12 protein-coding genes are annotated in these 20,058 nt (G+C 40.2%); all 12 read left to right on the forward strand.

The annotated features are described in order from the left end of the window. Nucleotides 1-554: 554 nt before the first annotated feature. The 12 genes from MKI85_RS10490 to MKI85_RS16910 all read left to right on the forward strand — a co-directional run bounded on the left by MKI85_RS10490 (nt 555) and on the right by MKI85_RS16910 (nt 19,992). The gene (locus MKI85_RS10490) at nt 555-815 is read left to right on the forward strand and encodes a hypothetical protein (RefSeq protein ID WP_241627575.1); all 261 of its coding nucleotides are present in this window, start codon (nt 555-557) and stop codon (nt 813-815) included. Nucleotides 816-851: 36 nt separating this feature from the next. Continuing rightward, nucleotides 852-1,226: a hypothetical protein gene (locus MKI85_RS10495; RefSeq protein ID WP_241627576.1), complete on the forward strand. Its 375-nt coding sequence runs from the start codon at nt 852-854 to the stop codon at nt 1,224-1,226. Nucleotides 1,227-1,354: 128 nt separating this feature from the next. Next, nucleotides 1,355-1,660, forward strand: coding sequence for a hypothetical protein (locus MKI85_RS10500; RefSeq protein WP_241627578.1), 306 nt, complete (start codon nt 1,355-1,357; stop codon nt 1,658-1,660). 82 nt (nt 1,661-1,742) lie between these two features. After that, nucleotides 1,743-2,780: a DUF932 domain-containing protein gene (locus MKI85_RS10505; protein ID WP_241627580.1), complete on the forward strand. Its 1,038-nt coding sequence runs from the start codon at nt 1,743-1,745 to the stop codon at nt 2,778-2,780. Nucleotides 2,781-2,935: 155 nt separating this feature from the next. Next, entirely contained in the window at nt 2,936-3,997 is a 1,062-nt protein-coding gene (locus MKI85_RS10510) for a YqaJ viral recombinase family nuclease (protein ID WP_241627582.1), read from the forward strand. A gap of 110 nt (nt 3,998-4,107) precedes the next feature. After that, on the forward strand, nt 4,108-5,040 hold the full coding sequence (locus MKI85_RS10515; protein ID WP_241627584.1) for a recombination directionality factor: 933 nt from the start codon (nt 4,108-4,110) through the stop codon (nt 5,038-5,040). 364 nt (nt 5,041-5,404) lie between these two features. Further along, entirely contained in the window at nt 5,405-6,892 is a 1,488-nt protein-coding gene (locus MKI85_RS10520) for a TolC family outer membrane protein (RefSeq protein ID WP_413351662.1), read from the forward strand. Continuing rightward, nucleotides 6,889-9,030: a type I secretion system permease/ATPase gene (locus MKI85_RS10525; RefSeq protein WP_241627588.1), complete on the forward strand. Its 2,142-nt coding sequence runs from the start codon at nt 6,889-6,891 to the stop codon at nt 9,028-9,030. The genes MKI85_RS10520 and MKI85_RS10525 overlap by 4 nt, the downstream gene beginning before the upstream one ends. Next, nucleotides 9,030-10,220 carry an HlyD family type I secretion periplasmic adaptor subunit gene (locus MKI85_RS10530; RefSeq protein WP_241627590.1) on the forward strand — a complete coding sequence of 397 codons (1,191 nt, stop codon included), beginning with the start codon at nt 9,030-9,032 and terminating at the stop codon, nt 10,218-10,220. Before MKI85_RS10525 ends, MKI85_RS10530 begins: the two co-directional genes overlap by 1 nt. Before the next feature lie 206 nt (nt 10,221-10,426). Then, nucleotides 10,427-11,188 carry a hypothetical protein gene (locus MKI85_RS10535; protein ID WP_241627592.1) on the forward strand — a complete coding sequence of 254 codons (762 nt, stop codon included), beginning with the start codon at nt 10,427-10,429 and terminating at the stop codon, nt 11,186-11,188. A 10-nt stretch (nt 11,189-11,198) separates the two neighbouring features. Next, the gene (locus tag MKI85_RS10540) at nt 11,199-12,044 is read left to right on the forward strand and encodes a hypothetical protein (RefSeq protein WP_241627594.1); all 846 of its coding nucleotides are present in this window, start codon (nt 11,199-11,201) and stop codon (nt 12,042-12,044) included. 13 nt (nt 12,045-12,057) lie between these two features. Further along, complete coding sequence (locus MKI85_RS16910; RefSeq protein ID WP_281070032.1) at nt 12,058-19,992, forward strand: calcium-binding protein; 7,935 nt, start codon at nt 12,058-12,060, stop codon at nt 19,990-19,992. Nucleotides 19,993-20,058 lie beyond the last annotated feature (66 nt).

A 20,058-nucleotide genomic window follows, 5' to 3' on the forward strand; every position in this document is an offset into this window, starting at 1 on the left:
ACTATTAAGCTTATAGCGCTGGCCTACATCGCCAGTGGGTTTTGACAGACCCAATAACAAAGACAATATGCGAAATTTGATTTTGCGTGTTGGGAACCCGTTCGTCCCCCTTTTCGTTGCGGTAGGGCGGAAGGGGGACGCGCTTGCGCGTGCTGGTTTCTTTGTTGCCAGTCTGTCAACCCTCTTTCGTTCTGCCACCATCAATTGACAGTGATGCGGTAGAACTCCTCTTAAACAAAGGAGTACGCCATGCGCTTACCTGTATACCCGCTGTTATATTTCTCTTTTTCAAAGTTGCGATCTTTGAGTGATTAGAGCATGCCCTTGCTGTTCTAAGGCTGAGCTGTATCTATCACTTTTTAAGAATAAAACTTTTTCAATCACATATTACCGATATGAAGATGAATCTCTGATGCTGTTTGAAGCAGCGTAGATCCGTACGCTTTATCGTCTATAACAACTTCAAAAAACTTAGATATTCATTCCAACATTGATTGCATAGGGGAGCACTGGCGCTGTTGCGCTGGGTGTTACCGTAAAAAGAGAAAATGCTTATGTTCAAGAATTCCGTAAAAACAATCCTGATTTCATCCTTACTCGCAGGGGCTACATCCGTACAGGCGGGTTGGTTTGCTCAAGCCAGTGAAGCCTATTTGGTACAAACCCGACATACTGGCGGTGGTGTCTATGAATGTCTGTACAAGACCAATCCTGGCAACCGTGGTTGGCGTAACTTCACTGTGAACTTTCAGGGTGGTTGTCCACGCTTTGTTCACTTCAATGCCAATAATGGTCAAGTCACTGTACCGAACTAAGAACTTGCCCAACCCATACGCTTAAGGATTATCAGGATGAAACCCATATTTAAACCGATGCTGTTGCTTATGACAGCAGGCCTGTTGTTAACCGGTTGTGCTTCAGGCTTAGACCCGAATACCTTTACCGTTGAATTGAATACTGAAGACACCAGTAACTGGTGGTCAGGGAGTCAAGTCGCCAATGTCATCACCATTCGTTCCAATATCCCAGAACCGATTAGTGTCACCAATGTCTCGATCAATAATGGGCAATGCAACTATGAGGGCTATCGTCGAAAAGTTGATTACCCACAGCATTTTAAAATGGGGCAACGCTTAAGACTACAACTTAAAGGCTGTAGTTACGACAATGTGGTCCGTGTGGATGTCGAAACAGAAAATGGTACTGCGAGCTATAGCTTCCAATAAGTGAATGAGACATGGAGTACATAGAGACTCCGTGTAAATTAAACCGTAAACCGACCGTATCCCGTCAAGGGATGCGGTTTTTTTTATGCCTGCAATTCTGCTTCATCTTTATCAAGGAGGGCAATTCAATGCCATCCATTTCCTGTCCCTATTGCGGCTCGCATCATGTGGAGTTGCAACCCATTAGCCAAGGGCAGTTTCAGGCCTTTGAACAATTGATGCAGCATCTTTCACCGCTGCAACTGGCCATGCTCGGCATCAAACTGTCCAAAAGCATGGGGGTGCCACCTTATATCGGTGGATTAGTCGGCGTTGTGGTCGGCAGTAGTCTGATCATGGTCAGCCAACACTACTTTTATCGTTACTACCAATCCGTCCCGCAATACCGCTGTCTAGACTGTCAGCAGTCTTTTGCTGTGGTGGATACCCCTTAAATCAATTTCGGCAAAGTACTGCAATACAGCACACAACAATACCTATTTTCATTTAACTTATTTATATAGAGAGAAATTTACGATGGCACATCAACTTGAACAAATGGCCTATGTAGGGGAAACCCCATGGCATGGACTCGGCAATCAACTGACCCCAAATCAACCCATCGAAGTCTGGGCACAACAGGCAGGTATGGACTGGCAGATCGAAAGTTCCAATGTTAGCTATATGGCAGCCAACCATAAAGGACAAAACCTGATCCTGCCGCATGATGAACAACGGGTACTATATCGTTCAGATACCCATGCCCCCTTATCGGTGGTCAGCCAACGTTATCAAGAAGTCCAACCGAAACAGATCTTGGAATTTTATCGTGACTTGACTGAACAATCAGGCTTTGAACTCGAAACCGCAGGCGTACTCAAAGGTGGCAAGAAATTCTGGGCACTAGCCCGTACAGGACAGACCTCAGCACTCAAGGGTAAGGATGTCAGTAATGGCTACATTTTATTGGCCACCGCGTGTGACGGCACGCTTGCCACCACGGCTCAATTTACCAGTATCCGCGTAGTGTGTAACAACACTTTGGCGATAGCACTCAAAGGACAGAACAGCAGTGCAGGTGTAGTCAAAGTTCCACACAGCACCAAGTTCGATGCAGACAAGATCAAACAGCAACTCGGGATTTCAGTGCGTGCATGGCAAGAACACATGTATGAAATGAAACAACTCTGTCAGCGTAAAGTCAGTCAACAAGAAGCCGCGATGTATTTCGATGCCGTGTTTAACAATAGTAATCTCAGTACATCTGAACAGGATGAAGGCATTATTCAGTTCTATCGCAATGTCGCCACTCAAGCCAAAAATAACGCAACCAAGACTGAACCGAATGGACGTGCCATGTCCAAAGTCATGTCTATGTTTAATGGACAGGGACGTGGTGCAGAACTCAGTTCAGCCAAAGACACTGCTTATGGCTTGCTATGTAGTATCACCGAATTTGCGGATCATGAACGTCGTGCCATGAGTCAGGACCATCGACTGGATTCCGCTTGGTTTGGTGCAGGTGCTGCATTAAAACAACGTGGTCTGGAACAGGCATTACGTTTGGTCATTTAAGTTAGATTTAATCTTCAGCTTTTATCATGAACCTATGACATCAGCATTGTTCTGATTGCCGTAAATCCATGATACCTCTTCGCCACATCCCCAGATGTGGCTTTTTTTATGCCTGAAATTTCAACTCACCTCAGGCAAGAAATAGGAGCTTCTCTATGAATCATCCCAGTCCAATACAAAACAGTATTCAGAATAACACCTTAACCCCCTATAACCCTCCGTCACGATCAACACGCGCCTTGACGGCCAAACGCTTGGTCAATACCAAAACGCTAAACTATGCTGAATGGCTAGAAGTCCGTAAGCAAGGCATTGGCAGTAGTGACTGTGCTGCTGCTTGTGGACTCAATCCCTATATGTCGATGCTGGAACTCTGGATGCTGAAGACAGGACGGATTCAACCCAGCTTCGAAGATGAAAGTGAAGGGCATGCTCCGATGTATTGGGGTAAACGACTGGAACCTTTAGTTGCGGAATACTACAGCCTGCACACCAACACCAAAGTCCGACGGGTCAATGCTGTTCTGCAACACCCAGATCCTGATAAATACTTCATGCTCGCCAATCTAGATTACTCGGTAGTGGGTAATGCAGAGGTACAAATATTGGAATGTAAAACCGCTGGGGAATATGGTGCCAAACTGTGGAGGGATGGCGTGCCTTTATATGTCTTGTGTCAGGTACAACATCAATTGGCCGTCACAGGTAAACAGGCCGCGCATATCTGTGTTTTACTCTGTGGACATGAAACTCGAATCTTTAAAGTGACCCGTTCTGAATCAGTGATCCAACATATCGTCAATGCAGAACGTTACTTCTGGGACTGTGTAGAAAAAGATATTCCCCCTGAAGCCGATGCCAGTGAATCGGCTGCTAAAGCTTTACAGTTACTCTATCCAGAACATGTGCCACTCTCGACCACGGATCTGTCTGAAGATGAACAAGCCAATCAACAGTTTGAGCAACTGCTTCAAGCGCGTCATCAAATTGAAAAGTATCAGGAACAGTTCGACCTCCTCAAACATCAGCTGCAAGCCAAGATGCAGGAAAGCGAACGTGCCACCTTTAAAACAGGTTCGGTAACGTGGAAGAAGTCCAAAGACTCCATCGGCTTGGATGCCAAAGCCTTACTGCTACAGCATCCTGAATATCTGAATCAGTTTCCACACACCAAGCCAGGCTCACGGCGTTTCCAAATCTATAGTGATGAAACTTAGCCTAAGCAAAAAATGCTCCAACCATATACACAAAAGCCCATCCCCATCACGGCATGGGCTTTTTTTATGTCGATTCAATTTTAAATCAAGAACGAACAGAGGAAATCAAAATGATTAAAGGACTTGCGATTACCCCACCAATCCTCGGTCGGATCAGTATCGGTAAAATTGTGGAAAAGAATGGTAAACGACTACCTGAAAAGGACGATCAATTTACCATTACCAGCCAAATCCAGAGCAAAGACGGATGGATCAAGCATCCCTTAGATGAACAGCTTCGTGCTAAAGCCGCTAACCAAAACCAAAACCAAACTCGAGCTCAAAATCAGAAACTCTGCAGCATTCCTGTACGGATGATCTTTAATGATCCCGACCTGAATTTAAGAGCGGAGTACACGCTATTTGATAAACAAACAGGTCGCCCCGTGTGTATCGGCAATGGAGAAACTTGCCAAAGACTGACTCAACAAGGTGTTGAGCAGCATCCTTGTCCATCGCCAGACATTTGTCCCTTAGCACAAGGCGGACTGTGCAAACCTTATGGTCGACTGTATGTCAATCTGGATGATTCAGATGAGTTTGGCACTTTCATCTTTAGAACCACGGGCTTTAACAGCATTCGTACCTTGGCGGCACGTTTACGTTATTACCATGCAGCCTCCAATGGCTTGTTGTCCTGTCTTCCACTGCAACTGACATTAAGGGGAAAATCCACGACGCAAAGCTATCGTACCCCTGTGTATTACGTAGACCTGACGCTCAGAGATGGCATGCATTTACAAGAAGCCATTCAAACCGCGCAAGAAATTGATCAGCAGAGTAAAGCAGCTGGGTTTAACCAAAGCGCTTTAGATCAAATGGCGCGGCAGGGTTATGCCAATGCCCAGTTCGAGGTGGATGGGGAGGAGGGGCTGGAGATTGTGGACGAGTTTTATACGGGAGAAACATCACCACAAAATCCCAAAAATGAACCCGATTTGAGTCAGGTTCAGGATCTTCAGCAGGGCTTACAGCAGAGTGTTAAGGCGGTGGGGAAAGCCTGAACAGCCATGCTGACATAAAAAAATAAGGAGTTTGCCTATGATCTGAGCGAATTGCTGTTCTGTGGTGGAGGTTATAATTGGGTAGGGGATACATTGGAATAATGGAACTAAAGAGGATACCGCCCCGCCTTAGTTCCATATACAAAACTAGAGAATCAGGAAATCGATATAGTGAATTGTGCATAATGAATTTTAATTCATGGGGTATAGCAAGCTATTGGAATTTATGATCTTGAAAGGATAATTTTTTTTTGCTTTGTTCTAAGTCGGTGAGCATTACATTAGATGGAATTAGTGATAGATGAAAGCTTTATTTTAATAAAGAGTTTATATAAAATCATGTAAACATTAAAATTTTAAGAACATGTATTATATTAAGCGAAAAAAAATCATCAAAAAAAGGATGTTGTGCTTACTTTTTTTGCCACTGAATGCATTGGCGACATCAATAGTCAATATTGATGAATTAAACAATCAAATTCTTCCCATGTTTACTTCAAGTCCAAATGAACGTGATCAGCAATTTGAAAAATATAATTTATATGATTACAAAGAAAATCATCCATTTGACACCAAACGGATTACAGCACCAAATACATCTGTACCAGCATTCGAAGCAATGAACTCAATCAATATTATGGATGCAGTACAGCAGGCAGTGCTAACGCATCCTGATATTCAGCAACAAATTGCGAGTTTTGCTGCACAAAATGAAAATATCGCAGTGGCGCGTTCTGGATATTTTCCCCAGTTTTCTGGTGGGATTAATACAGGAGATATGACCACAGGTGAGCGAGGACGACAGCTCATCAGTTTCAGTGCAACACAAATGCTCTATGATTTTGGCAAAGTGAAATCCAGTGTAGATATACAAACGGCACGCTCGTGGGGAGCGGAAAGCCAATTGTTGATTACAGTTGAAAATCTTTCACAGCAAGTGGCATCAGCAATTGTGAATATTAAACGTTTACAAGAAATGGTCCGTATTGCTGAACAACAAATCATAGGGATTAAGCGTATTGTTGAAATAACGCAATTAAGAGCTCAAGCTGGATTAAGTAGTCAAGCGGATCCTGTACAAGCACAATCTTACTTAGAGTCAGCACAAGCAAATTTAATCGCGCAAAACTCCTTATTGATTCAATATCAACTGCAACTACAAAACTTGATTGGTTTTGATATTCGTCAAAAGAATTGGATTATTCCAGATAGTTTTGTGTCTCGGTCAGCTTTATATGTAGATCCAGAAATGGATCACATCCCTAAAATGCTGCAAGCACATGCTGAAATTTTAGTGGCTCAAGCACAGAAATCTCAGGCAAAACTCAGTCGTTATCCGACCCTTAATGTTAAAGGCTCGATGAGCCAAGCAATCAATGGACATAATCCTAACAATAATGAAGATAATGGTTTTTATAGTTCGATCATGTTAGAGGCCAATAGTAATTTTTTTCAAGGAGGAGCGATTGCCGCTCAATCTCGTTCAGCCAGTTATGCAGAACAAGCTGCTAGAGCAAAATTAAATTCTGTACATTTGGATATTTTGGATCAGATTCGTATCAGTCGTGAACAAATTGAGCACAAACAAGAACAAATGAAAGTTCTATTGGTTAGACAAAAGACCACGATCAAAACCAAAGAACTCTATCAAGAGCAATATAAGTTAGGGACACGTTCAGCCTTAGATTTACTGAATGCCGAACAATCCATCCATATCGCAGCTTCAGATATTGAAAATGCACGTTATGAAATCTACAGCAGTTTAGTTCAGTATATTGCAGCAACTGGGCGAAGCTTTGAAGTGTATGAGTTAGAACAAAAAAATTATTTGGGGAATGAAATCAAGCCATGACAATAAAAATAAATTACCAGCCTTGGTTGCAGGCTGTATTCAATATTGCAAAACATTATCGAATAGAGCCTTCGGTAGAACGAATTAAAACTCAATTAGAATGGAATAAAAATCAAACTACAGACGAAGTGCTCATATTCATCTGTCGTCAAGTAGGGTTAAGTTTAAAAAAAAGTAGCGTGGATCAGACTCTTCTTAACCCATGGAGTTTTCCTCTCTTAGTTGAGTTGAAAAATGGTCAAGTTGGTGTCATTCATCAGATGGATGCCGAAGGTAATATTGGTATTCAACTGAGTGGAGAACAAGGGCTTTCACAGCAGATCACACAAGAATTACTTTTGGCTTCTATTCAAAGCAGTTATCTACTTAGACCAGAAAAAGCGGTTGCCGATCTCCGTGTGGATGAATATATCAAACCTTATCAAGAAAATTGGTTTTGGTCGATTGTTCTAAAAGACTGGAAACGCTACTTCGACATTATGTTGGCCTCATTGGTTGCCAATCTTTTGGCTTTGGCGACCATTATTTTTTCTATGCAAGTCTATGATCGTGTTGTTCCATCACAATCAATCTCTACATTGTGGGTGTTGGCAGGCGGTGTATTGATTGCTGCAATTTTTGAGTTTGTTTTGAGGATTTCACGGATATATCTGTCTGACATTATTGGGAAGCGGGCTGATTTAAAAATTTCAGATCTCGTGTTTGGACATGCACTACGAATTAAAAATGACCAGCGACCTAAATCGACAGGAACCTTTATTTCACAAATACGAGAGTTAGAAGGGGTTCGAGAATTAGTGACATCAACCACTGTTACTGCAATTGCTGATTTACCGTTCTTTTTTTTATTTTTAGCAATTTTCTGGTTTATTGGCGGTAATTTGTTTTGGGTCATGCTTTTGGTGGTTCCATTGATGATTATTCCTGGAATCATTGTTCAAAGACCGCTGGCAAAACTAGCACAGCAGGGAATCAGGGAATCGGCGATTCGTAATGCGATTTTAGTTGAAACAGTTCAAGGTGTTGAAGACATTAAGTTATTACGAGGTGAGTCACGCTTTCAGAATCAATGGAACCATATGAATGAAGTCTCGGCAGAGATTAGTATGCAACAACGTAAAATTGTGGGTGTACTATCGGCTTGGACACAAAAAATTCAAGGGTTGACTTACGCCATTGTCGTGCTTGTGGGCTGCTTTGCTGTAATGAAAGGGGAAATGACCACAGGCGCTTTAGTTGCTTGTTCAATCTTGTCTTCACGTATGTTGGCACCTATCTCGCAACTGACAGGTGTTTTTGGTCGTTTTCAGCAAGCAAAAGTTGCGAAAAAGGGACTCGATGAGTTGATGAAAAAGCCTGTCGATCAGGCCGATCATGTACATTTTATCCATCGAGCAAACCTCAGTGGTGATTATGATCTGGAAAATGTCTTGTTTAAATATCAACAAGATGAATCAAGACCAGTCATGAATATTCCTGAGTTAAAGATTAAACAAGGAGAAAAGATCGCTTTATTGGGACGTAATGGAGCGGGTAAATCTACACTGTTACAACTACTGGCAGGAATGCAAACGCCGCAGCAAGGATTGATACATTTAGATCAATTAAATTTAGCATTAATTGACCCCGCCGATGTACGTCGTGATGTTGGACTCCTCAACCAAAATTCTATGTTGTTTTATGGCACGATTCGAGAGAACTTACTATTAGGTGCTCCCCTTGCTACCGATGATGATCTAATGCAAGCATTAAATATGGCAGGAGCTTTGAAGTTTGTACAAGAGAAGAAACAAGGGTTGGATCATGTGGTTCTTGAGGGGGGGCTAGGTTTTTCTGGCGGTCAACGCCAAGCACTCTTATTGGCCAGATTGCTTGTAAGACAACCTAGTATTTTATTACTGGATGAACCTACTGCTGCCATTGATGATGTCGCAGAAAAAGAATTTATTGACCAAATGAAACAATGGCTAGATAGACGGACTCTGGTGATCGCCACGCATCGTCGCGCAGTGTTAGAGCTGGTAGATCGCATTATTGTATTAAATGAAGGCAAAGTGGTGATGGATGCACCACGTCAGCAAATCATAAAACAACAAGAATCACATACTCAACATACTGCAATCGTTGGAGAGAATTGATGAACCATCAAGCAACTCAAAATTCTCGAGCAGGGTTTATTTCGCACTCAGAACCTACATTACCTAAGTCAAGCTTAGTAATTTGGATCGTTACCCTATGCCTAGCAATCTTTTTGATTTGGGCGTGGTTCTTCAAGCTTGAAGAAGTATCTACAGGAACGGGTAAAGTAATTCCTTCTTCTAAAGAACAGGTGATCCAATCCTTAGATGGGGGGATATTAACGCGTTTAGATGTAAAAGAAGGACAGATTGTAAAACAAGGTCAAATACTGGCTCAGCTTGATCCAACACGTTTTGCATCTCATGTTGGAGAGTCAGCCTCAGTTTTAGTAGCAGCTCAAGCCAGAGCGGCACGACTACAGGCAGAAGTGAATCAAACCGCGTTAGTCTTTCCTGAGAGTGTACAAAAAGACCCTCATTTGTTGCGTGAAGAAACGGCACTGTATCATGCTCGACGTAGTAACTTACAAGAATCGATTATTGGGCTGCAACACGCGCTAACATTGGTCGAAAAAGAATTATCGATGACAGAGCCCTTGGTGGCTAAAGGTGCCGCTAGTGAAGTTGAAGTATTACGTCTGAAACGTCAAGCAACAGATTTACATAATAAAATTCAAGATATTCGCCACCAATATGAAGTCAGTGCCCGAGAAGAATTAGCAAAAGCCAATACTGAAATTGAAAGTCAGCAAGCCGTGATTCAAGGTCGATCAGACAGTTTAAAACGTACAGTACTCAAGGCTCCAGTACGAGGGATTATTAAACAAATTGATACTGTAACTTTAGGAGGAGTAATCCCTCAAAATGGAATGTTGATGACTATTGTTCCAATGGATGAAAAGCTATTGGTGGAAGCACGCATTTCACCACGTGATATTGCATTTATTCATCCCAATCAATCGGCATTGGTTAAGTTTACTGCCTATGATTATTCCATTTATGGTGGTCTTGAAGGAAAAGTCACGGTTATTTCCCCAGATACTATTCGTGATGAAGTCAAGCAGGATCAGTTTTATTATCGAGTGTATATTCAAACTGACCGTGACCAATTAGAGAACAAGGCAGGGCAGAAGTTTTCGCTTACGCCGGGCATGATGACAACAGTCGATATTCGTACGGGTGAAAAAACCATTTTAGACTATTTATTAAAACCATTTAATAAAGCAAAGGAAGCATTACGAGAGCGCTAGTATTTTTTTTGAGATGTAATCTACAATTTCTTGTGAAGTTGTGGAGCATTTTATTTATATCTAGATGGGGGTACGGTAAAATTATTTAAATCAGTGGTATGGAGCTAAATTAGTGTTACAAATTGGGCAGTAAAATTATAATTTTGGGTAAAAACTGATCAGTATTGCGGTTATAATGTTTTGCTTAATACTTATGAATAACAACAATGCACATTCAATTTACGGTAGAAGATAGTGACCCTAGAGAAGCCACGGGTCCAATTCAGGTAGGATGGTTTTTAATAGATGATAAAGCATCTATCCTTTTTGAACCGCCTTATCGCATGCGCTCACAATCGCAAACTAAGCATGCAAAATCAGCCAGTCGTTGCCCAGCAGTCTTACAGTTGGAGAGTCGCTATTTTGTGGTGAATTGTCCCTTTGACTTTCATTTACGCTTTTCCCGAGATGGGCAGGGTAAACCGAGTATCGTGAATGTGTTGGGAGAGCAATCACCAGTACGAACCAATAAATTACGAGAACTGATTACCTTGGTGAGTGAAAATGAATGGCGCACACCCCAAGTGCCGATTTTACAGTTGAAACTGCCTTACTGTTTTATTGCAGATGAAGTGGTGTACCTGACGCAACTCGAGGCTTTTGGGCATTATCGCAAACATCCATTACCAGGCACTATTTTTGGAGGCCGCTTCCCGATTCATATTTGGCCACGTCCCTTGATGTGGGCCTTTGAATGGCATGACACCTCAAAAGATTTAATTCTTAAACGCGGAGAACCACTGTTTTATTGCCAATTTGATGGTTATGACCCTTCACGCACTATCAAGCTGATGCAAGCCGAAAAAACCCCAGAACTGATGCATTACATGGATCAAATCTCCGGTGTGGTGAATTATGTGAATCAAACCTTTTCATTGTTTGCTGAGGTGGAAAAGGTTCGGCCGCAGACGTTATTGTCTAAAAAATGAGGGCGATGCAATGAAAAGAATCATTATAGCTGCTTGTATAAGTTCACTCTTTTTAACCGCTTGCGAGCAGAAAAAAAATACCGCAGCTGAATTTAAACGCCCAATGGGACCTAATGGATTACCTTATCGAGTTGGGAATTTGGGTGGTAAAGCTGTGCTTTTGGCAGAGGATGTAATTTTTCTGGAATATGAGGATTCTCCAGTCTTAAAGCCGGAGCATCGTTATAAAGGCTATAAAGCCCCCCCTCGTGATTTTAATTCGGTGATTACTTCATTTGGGGTGGATATGAAATATCCCACAGGGATCGCATTGAATACTTATCAAGGTGCACCGCAAGAAGCTTATCGGCAATATAAGGTGGATATAAAATCCCCCTATCATCAATGGGTCAAATTGATTATACATGCAGGGATTCGCTATCACCCAGATTTAACAGCTGTATCTATTAACTCTACAGTTGATTCAAAAATAGTATCAAAACAAAATATGATCGATACACATTATATTTATATTTATATCCCTACACAGCAACATGAGTTTGGTCTGGAGAAATATAGCCCACATCCAGAATGGATTAAACATTATGGTTTGGACAAAACGGATGATCAATATATTCAGAAAGACCGTTCAGGCAAAGTGATAACTTTAATCAGATGTAATAATTTTGTGATTAAAGGTTTGCTGGCTGCGCAATGTCAGATGCGTTGGAATTTGGAACCTTTTATGAAGGCGCAATTAACTGCAAACTTTGCCAGAGTCCATTTAAAAGATTGGCAACTGATTCGAAAAAATTCTGAAAAACTCATCGAGAGCTATGCTGTCGATCCAAAAACCTTAAAAAGAATAAACAACTAAAAAGGAATATCACATGAGTACAATTCAAACTTTAACCATTGAGCAAATTAGACAATATCAACAAATATTACTTGAAGACGGCATTGGAAGGGTGCCCAGTATATATGCTGAATTAAACAACATGGGATTCGGTTATGCGGGTTGGGCCTACGGTGTCGCTACTGGGGAATCAATCACTGGGATATCGGCCTTGGGTTTCATGCAGGAGACAGCTGAACGTTCGGGAACCTCGATTGACACGGCATTGATTGAGCAAATTCGGGTCGGCATGTTAGATGGATATTTAAAGGCTTTATTCGCGAAAGCGGAAGCTAATGGCGGCAGCGTTAATGAGGAAATTGATTTCCCAACAATCCGTGCGTTTCATGACGAAGTTTTTAACACTGCAGGTCTCAGTATCGATTATTGGACCTTAGAAACCCCAATGAAAATTATCAGTGAAAAGCTTGGTCCAGATGCTGTTGATCAAATCTGGCAGGAAATCACAGAGTCTCAGGGAACGGGGCCAGATGCATTAGCGATCAGCTTGTCTTTGGTGAATTGGGTCACAGAAGCCAGTTATGGCACCATATATTTAGATCAAGACAATCATTTAATTACGCATACGGAACTCCGCGACCATTCTTTATCTGCTGCACTGAGCATCGCTCGAATTATCGATGTCTCTGCTTATGTCACTGAGGCAGAACAATGGCTTGCGAATGTATCATTAATAGATCATCTGGAAACTGGTGGAAACTTCATTTTAAATCAATTCTTTGGTCAGAGTAGTTATTGGAAAGTAGGGGACCAGAGTCAAGCCAATCAGGCCGATACAATTTTTGTTCCATCAGGTAATAATGAGTCTTATGTCTATGGCTTGGGTGGCAATGACAAAATCTATGGTTGGGATGCAACGGTAAACTTAGGGGAACCTATTGATTTAGGTCCGGGTGCAAAAGATCATCTCTATGGGGGAACGGGTGATGATGAACTTTATGGAGGAGGGAATCAAGACAAACTTTTTGGTGGAAGGGATAATGATAAGTTATATGGTGGTATCGGCAACGATTATTTAGATGGTGGTCAGGGAATTGATGAACTGTATGGCGGAGAAGATAATGATCATCTGAATGGTGGAGATGGGAATGATAAGCTGGATGGTGGTTCAGACAATGATGTACTGCATGGGGGGCAGGGGATTGATGAACTGTATGGTGGGGATGGTTATGACTATCTAAATGGCGGAGATGGGAATGATACGCTTGATGGCGGTGCAGATAACGATGTTCTCGTAGGTGGAAAGGGGCAACTAACAGCCGAAGGTGGTGATGGTAACGATATCATTTATGCTGACTCTTCTAATACCACAAATTTACCACCACTAGATGAGTTGTATGGTGGCAATGGTAATGACATTATCTACGGCTATGATGGTGAAAATGTCATCGCGGGTGGTGCGGGTAATGATGTACTGCATGGCGGTCAGAATTATGATGACATCGATGGTGGAGCTGGAAATGATGTCATTTATGGTTATGAGGGCGAAAATTCAACAGGCAGTATTATTGGGAACAATTTAAAAGGTAATGCAGGCAATGACCTCATCTTTGGTGGTTCAGGCATTGATTTTATCGAAGGTGGTAGTGGGACAAATATCCTAGAAGGTAAGGCGGGAAATGATACATACATCATTATCGAAGAAACATTAGGAACTCATTACATTAAAGACCAAGATGGTTTTATCCAAGCCAATTCTGTAAAAATTGAAGTGGGTGACTATGATCAAGGTCTAGGTGCTTGGAAAAGTACCAATGGTGCTTTCATTATTAAAAAACTAGGCGAAGATACCGACAAAATTATAATTAGTATTCATAAAGTCGGTGATGAAAAAAATACGATCTATGTAGATGGTTGGACCCAAAACGGAGATATGGGATTAGTTTTCAGTCCAAGATCGAATGAGACTACACCTAATCTAGCTAATTTACCTACTCTGAATAATGACAATAATATTGTATACAATCAAAATATGATTAATGCTGCTGATGGGAATGACTATATTAGTGGTACCTCTAATAATGATGTTATTGATGGTGGAAATGGTAATAATTTTATAAATGGTGGGTCTGGTGATGATTATGTTGTTGCAGGTGTAGGTAATGACATTATTTTAGGGGGCATTGGAAAAGATTACATCCAAGGTGGGATGGGCGATGATATTATATTAAGTTCAGCAGTCTATCAAATTGGTGTAAATTATTTTACTGATAAATTAGGCTTGTTAAATACGAGTGAAATAACTGATCAACCATTGCAAGATTGGAATATTAATTTCAGTTATGATAAAAAAATATCAGATATAACAGGATCATATAATTATTATTTAATCAAAGATGGAATTATAACGACTACAATCTTACCGAGTATTACCTTCAAATTTGAATTCAATGGGCAAAGTGTTGATTTAATCAATACTTTGAACTTTTTAAATAGCCAAGATATAGGTGATCCAGGTTCTGACATCGTTTATGGCGGTCAAGGCTTTGATTTTATAATCGGTTCTGGTGATGCGGATCAACTTTATGGGGGGCAAGATGATGATCATCTTTATGGACGAGGAGGAGATGATTACCTTTATGGTGGGCAAGGCGATGATGTCATTCATGGTGGTGTAGGTAGAGATTATATTAGTGGTGGTGATAATAATGATGAACTTGTTGGAGGCTATGAATCAGATGTAATCGTTGGTGGACAGGGTGATGATTACATAGACGGTGATTTAATGCTTATGGTGGGAACAAATGCTCCACCTGAATCTGCTGATTTCACCCGTTATGGTAATGATTTAATTTATGGTGGTATTGGGAATGACATAATTCATGGACAGGCAGGTGACGATATTATTTTTGGAGGAGAAAATAATACAGCTGGGCTTGCAGATGAAGATCGTATTTTGGGAGAGGACGGTAACGATATTCTTTATGGTGGGGATGATACCGATTATATTTATGGTGGTGAAAATGATGACATTATATACGGAGGGGAGGGTAAGGATTATATTTATGGTGGTGAACATAAAGATATCCTTTTTGGTGATGCAGGGGATGACCTGATAAATGGTGAGGCTGGGGAAGACATCATTTATGGGGGATCTGGGAATGATATTATGCTCTTTGGAGGAGATGGTAACGATATCATCTACGGAGGAGAAGATATTGACACTCTATATGGTGGAGCCGATGATGATATTTTGTTTGGTGGACAAGGGAATGATAGGCTAATTGGTGGTGCTGGTGGTGATTTATATGTCTTTTCAATAGGAGATGGTCAAGATACGATTACAGAGGAAGTTTCAGATCTAGCATCACTTAACTATCAGAATTTTATCTATTTTAATTTTGATTCCACTCAGATACGGGCAGTCATTCGGGATCAATTCAATCTCATCATTAAATATGGTACTGATGATCAAGTGACGGTGAATGATTATTACAAAGTCAGAAATACCAGTAATCATAGCTATTTAGATAATCCAGAACTCTTCGATCACATTGAAATTTCAGAAGTACGCTTTGAAGATGGTACGGTATGGAATACTGCCAATATTATGGACATGGCTCCCCCTCCTGAAGAAAATGAATTACCCCCTGACCCACTTGACGGTGTTGCCTATTTTATTGATGCACTTGTAACACGTGAAGAAATCAGTGTATTGGGGAAAACACAAATCGTTTATGCATTCCCAGCCAATGATGCTCCAAACAGTCGTGGTTATACCCTGACACAAATGCAGGCAATAGAGCAAGCATTGAACAAATTTGCAGAAGTGTTAAATATCCAGTTTGTTCGCTCAGCGACAGGTGATGGAGATTTAACATTCTATTTGGACGATTTGACCAGTGCGGGTGCGGGTGCAGCGGCAGGCTATGGCAGTGCACAGTCAGGAGAAATACATCTTAACTCATTGTTGTTTGAGCTATCCACAGATTTGGGCGAAGGGACCAATGGATTTGAAGTGCTGCTACATGAAATTGGACATGCATTGGGATTAAAGCATCCATTTGAAGCACCTGTTTTACCAGAATCTGAAAATAATCAAAACAATACCATCATGTCATACACTAGCAATGGTGTGAATGACGCCGGCTTGAAATTTTTTGATATTGCCGCATTACAGTACTTGTATGGGGTGAACCCAACGATCCGAACAGAAAATAATAGCTACAGTTTTGCAGACAAATATATCGTTGATGCAGCAGGCCTTGATCTCTTTGATGCCTCTACGGAAACCGAAAATGTCTATATCGATCTCAATGCTGGGGGCTGGAGCTATATTGGGCAAAAACAATCCAGTATCTTCGCAGCGGGGCAAAGCTTTATTAGTTATGGCTCGACACTGGAAAAGGCAAAAGGAGGAACAGGGAATGATACGCTGATTTCAAATCAAGCCGATAACATCCTACAAGCTGGTGTAGGTCAAGATATCTATATCTTCAATGAAAATTTTGGACACGATGAAATCATTGAAGTCGATTCAGGCAATATCATTAGATTTAATTTTGAAGTGGATGAAAAATACCTATTCTATCGGGATGGGGTATTACATTACCAAGAGCATGAAATCAAATTTGATCTAACTAAAATCTCATCTTTTGAGATGAATGGTAAAACATATACTTCTGATGAGTTTAGAGCCTTATTTCTTGTTGTTGATGGTGTATATGTTGGAACAAGTGCTGATGACTTGATTGAAGTATCAATGGGAAATAACAAGCTTTATGGCGAAGCGGGTAATGATAAAATTTATGGTGGAACTGGTAATGATCAGCTTTATGGAGGTATAGGAAATGATTATTTGCTTGGAAATCAAGGTAATGATGTTCTAGATGGTGGTGCAGGTAATGATATTCTAGATGGTGGATATGGAATAAATACTTTTGTATTTGGCCGTGGATATGGAAATGATTGGATTAGTTATGCAGGGGATGATAATAAAATAAAACTTATAGATCTCAACCCAGATGATATCAAGCTTAAAATGCAGTCTGATCGTTTAATAATAGAGGTTAAAGATAGTGATGATAGTTTACTCATTGAACATTATTTTTATACATTTTATCAATATTCTAGACCCGTTGGAAAACAGCATATAGAGTTTGAGAATGGAACAATTTGGTATCAGGATGATATTAAAAGAGAACTACATACACCAACTGAGCAAGATGACACATTAAAGGGATTTTATGATGAACAAAATATACTATATGGTTTAAATGGCAATGACCTTATCTATGGTGCAAACAAAAGTGATCAACTTTTTGGTGGTAACGGAAATGATGAACTTTATGGTGATTCAGGCAATGATACATTAGTAGGCGGGATGGGGTTTGATGAGCTATATGGTGGTTCTGGAAGTGATACTTATATTTTTAGTCGAGGTGACGGGAGAGATAGCTTAGATGATAAGCGTTCATCAAGTAGTACTATTTTGTATTATTTGAATGGTCAACCAGTGTATGCACCAGAAGATGATACAACTTTGATATTTACTGATGCAAAATTTGCTGACTTAGAGTTTGTTCGAAAGGATTATGGTGGGGCAGAAATTTTTATCGCAGGAACAAATGATAGCGTTTATATTCCGAAATTTTTTGAATCATCTGGACGTTATCAAATTAATAAAATTTTCTTACAACAAGAAAACTTAGAACTAAGTTTAGCTGATTATCTTGATGAGTTTAATAAGCCAACGAATCGGGATGATATTATCAACATTAATAATCAAGGCTCTAGTACAAGCTTAGATCTTCTATTAGGAAATGATTATATCACGCTAATTGATAGTTCAAATATGTCAATTTATGGTGGTCAAGGAAATGATCGGTTTAGTTTAAGTAACTCATCAAACATTACAGTGTACGGTGGCATTGATGACGATAGTCTTCGTGTATATGGCGGCGGTGTTAATACACTAAATGGTGGTGAAGGACATGATCATTATACCATTGAAGGAGTGTCAGGCACTCAAATATATGATGCAGACTTTTCAGGTACAATTTATTTAGATACCAATGCAGTGTACTTCAGATGGTCAGAAGATGGCTATTGGTTAGACTCCAGACCGACAGGGTCACTGATTGAAGAATATCCAAATGGGAATCAAGATTATGCATATGATTCAAATTCAAGACGATTAGTGAATGTTGAATATAATGCAGTTGATGCAACATTAAAAGTTGATAAACAAGGTGTGTCTTGGAAATCTTCTTTTGCTAACTTTTCTGAAGGTTTTACATATTTTGAATTAAAAGATTTACGTACTAGTGATCAATTACAATTATTGCTCCAAAATATGAAAGTACATATCGATGGCGAAAGTTTCAGGTACTCATCTACTGGAAAGGTTGTCAATTTCAAAATCACGACGCTATCTTTCGCTGACTTCTTAAACCAAGGGACAGTAACACAACGTTATGGTGATACAGATAGCAATATTATTGGTCTGACAGAGAATAAAACAAATTATTCAGATATTGATGGAATTCTATATCAGGCTGGAGATATGATTTATTCAGGAAGTGGAAACGATACAATAAATGTAGGTTTAGGCTCTAGCTTGGTACATGCTGGTGCAGGGAATGACAATATTGTGGCCCCAGATTCCTCTGCTTTGAATTTTATTTATGCTGAAGATGGTGATGATATCGTCCATATTGCTAAAGGTAATGCATATGGTGGAGCAGGGAATGATACTCTTATTGGTTCACAGCTAGGTGACTTATTAGATGGTGGTATAGGTGTTGATTATTTACAAGGGAATGGCGGAGACGATAATTATTATGTTGATAATATTGCAGACCAAGTGATTGAGGATATAGATCAGGGCTTTGATTGTGTTAATAGTAGTGTTACTTATACCTTGATGGCGAACGTAGAAAAATTAGTTTTGATTGGTACTGCGCATATTAATGGAACAGGTAATAGTTTAGATAATATCTTAATTGGTAATGGAGCTAACAATAATCTGTACGGGGGGGCTGGTGATGATACATTTTATAGTGGAGGTGGAAGTAAAGTTCAAATGGTTGGTGGTCTAGGAAATGATATCTATTATATGGAAAGTGGAGTTACGATTACAGAAAATAGTAATGAAGGTATAGATATAGTATATAGTTCTACTTCCTACACGCTTGGAGTGAATATAGAAAACCTTGTACTCACAGGAAGTGCTGCTACTGGTAAAGGTAATACCTTAGATAATAGGATTATTGGGAATTATATAAATAATACGTTAACAGGTGGTGATGGGAACGATTATCTGGATGGTGGTACCGGCAGTGATAAATTGCAAGGAGGTACAGGTAATGATATTTATATTGTTGATAATATAGGTGATTCTATCACCGAACGATCAGGTGAAGGGATGGATACAGTACAAAGCTCAGTATCGTTTGAGTTAGGTAATTATGTTGAAAACTTGACCTTATTGGAAAGTGAAAATATCAATGCCACAGGTAATTCTTTATCGAATGTACTTATTGGTAATAGTGGTCAGAATGTTTTAAATGGCGGAGCTGGTGACGATCAGTTGAATGGTAAAGAAGGTAATGATCAACTCATTGGTGGTACAGGCTCTGATACTGCGATCTATTCATTGTTGGTACAAGCCGATAATTTAGGCGGAAATGGGGCTGATAGTTGGTCGGACTTTATGGTAGGTAACACTCTCACAAATGTGAATGCAGATAAGATTAATATCAGTGAACTATTGGTGAATTATACTGGTGATCAAAGTGTGGCTAGTCTCTCTCCATATATCAATACTATCTTGAATGGAACAAATACCCAAATTTACTTTGATAGAGATGGTGGTGGGGCGACTTTTAATAGTGACTTACTACTAACGCTAAATAACGTAAATGTTAGTTTGGATGATCTTGTGAATAATAAACAAATCATTGTTTAATTTTAAAAATGGAGAATACCAAGGAGAGTATGTTTCCTTGGTACTTTCGATGGGCTTTGTTGCACA

It is taken from the genome of Acinetobacter zhairuonensis, assembly GCF_022601715.1.
Classification (GTDB): Bacteria; Pseudomonadota; Gammaproteobacteria; order Pseudomonadales; family Moraxellaceae; genus Acinetobacter.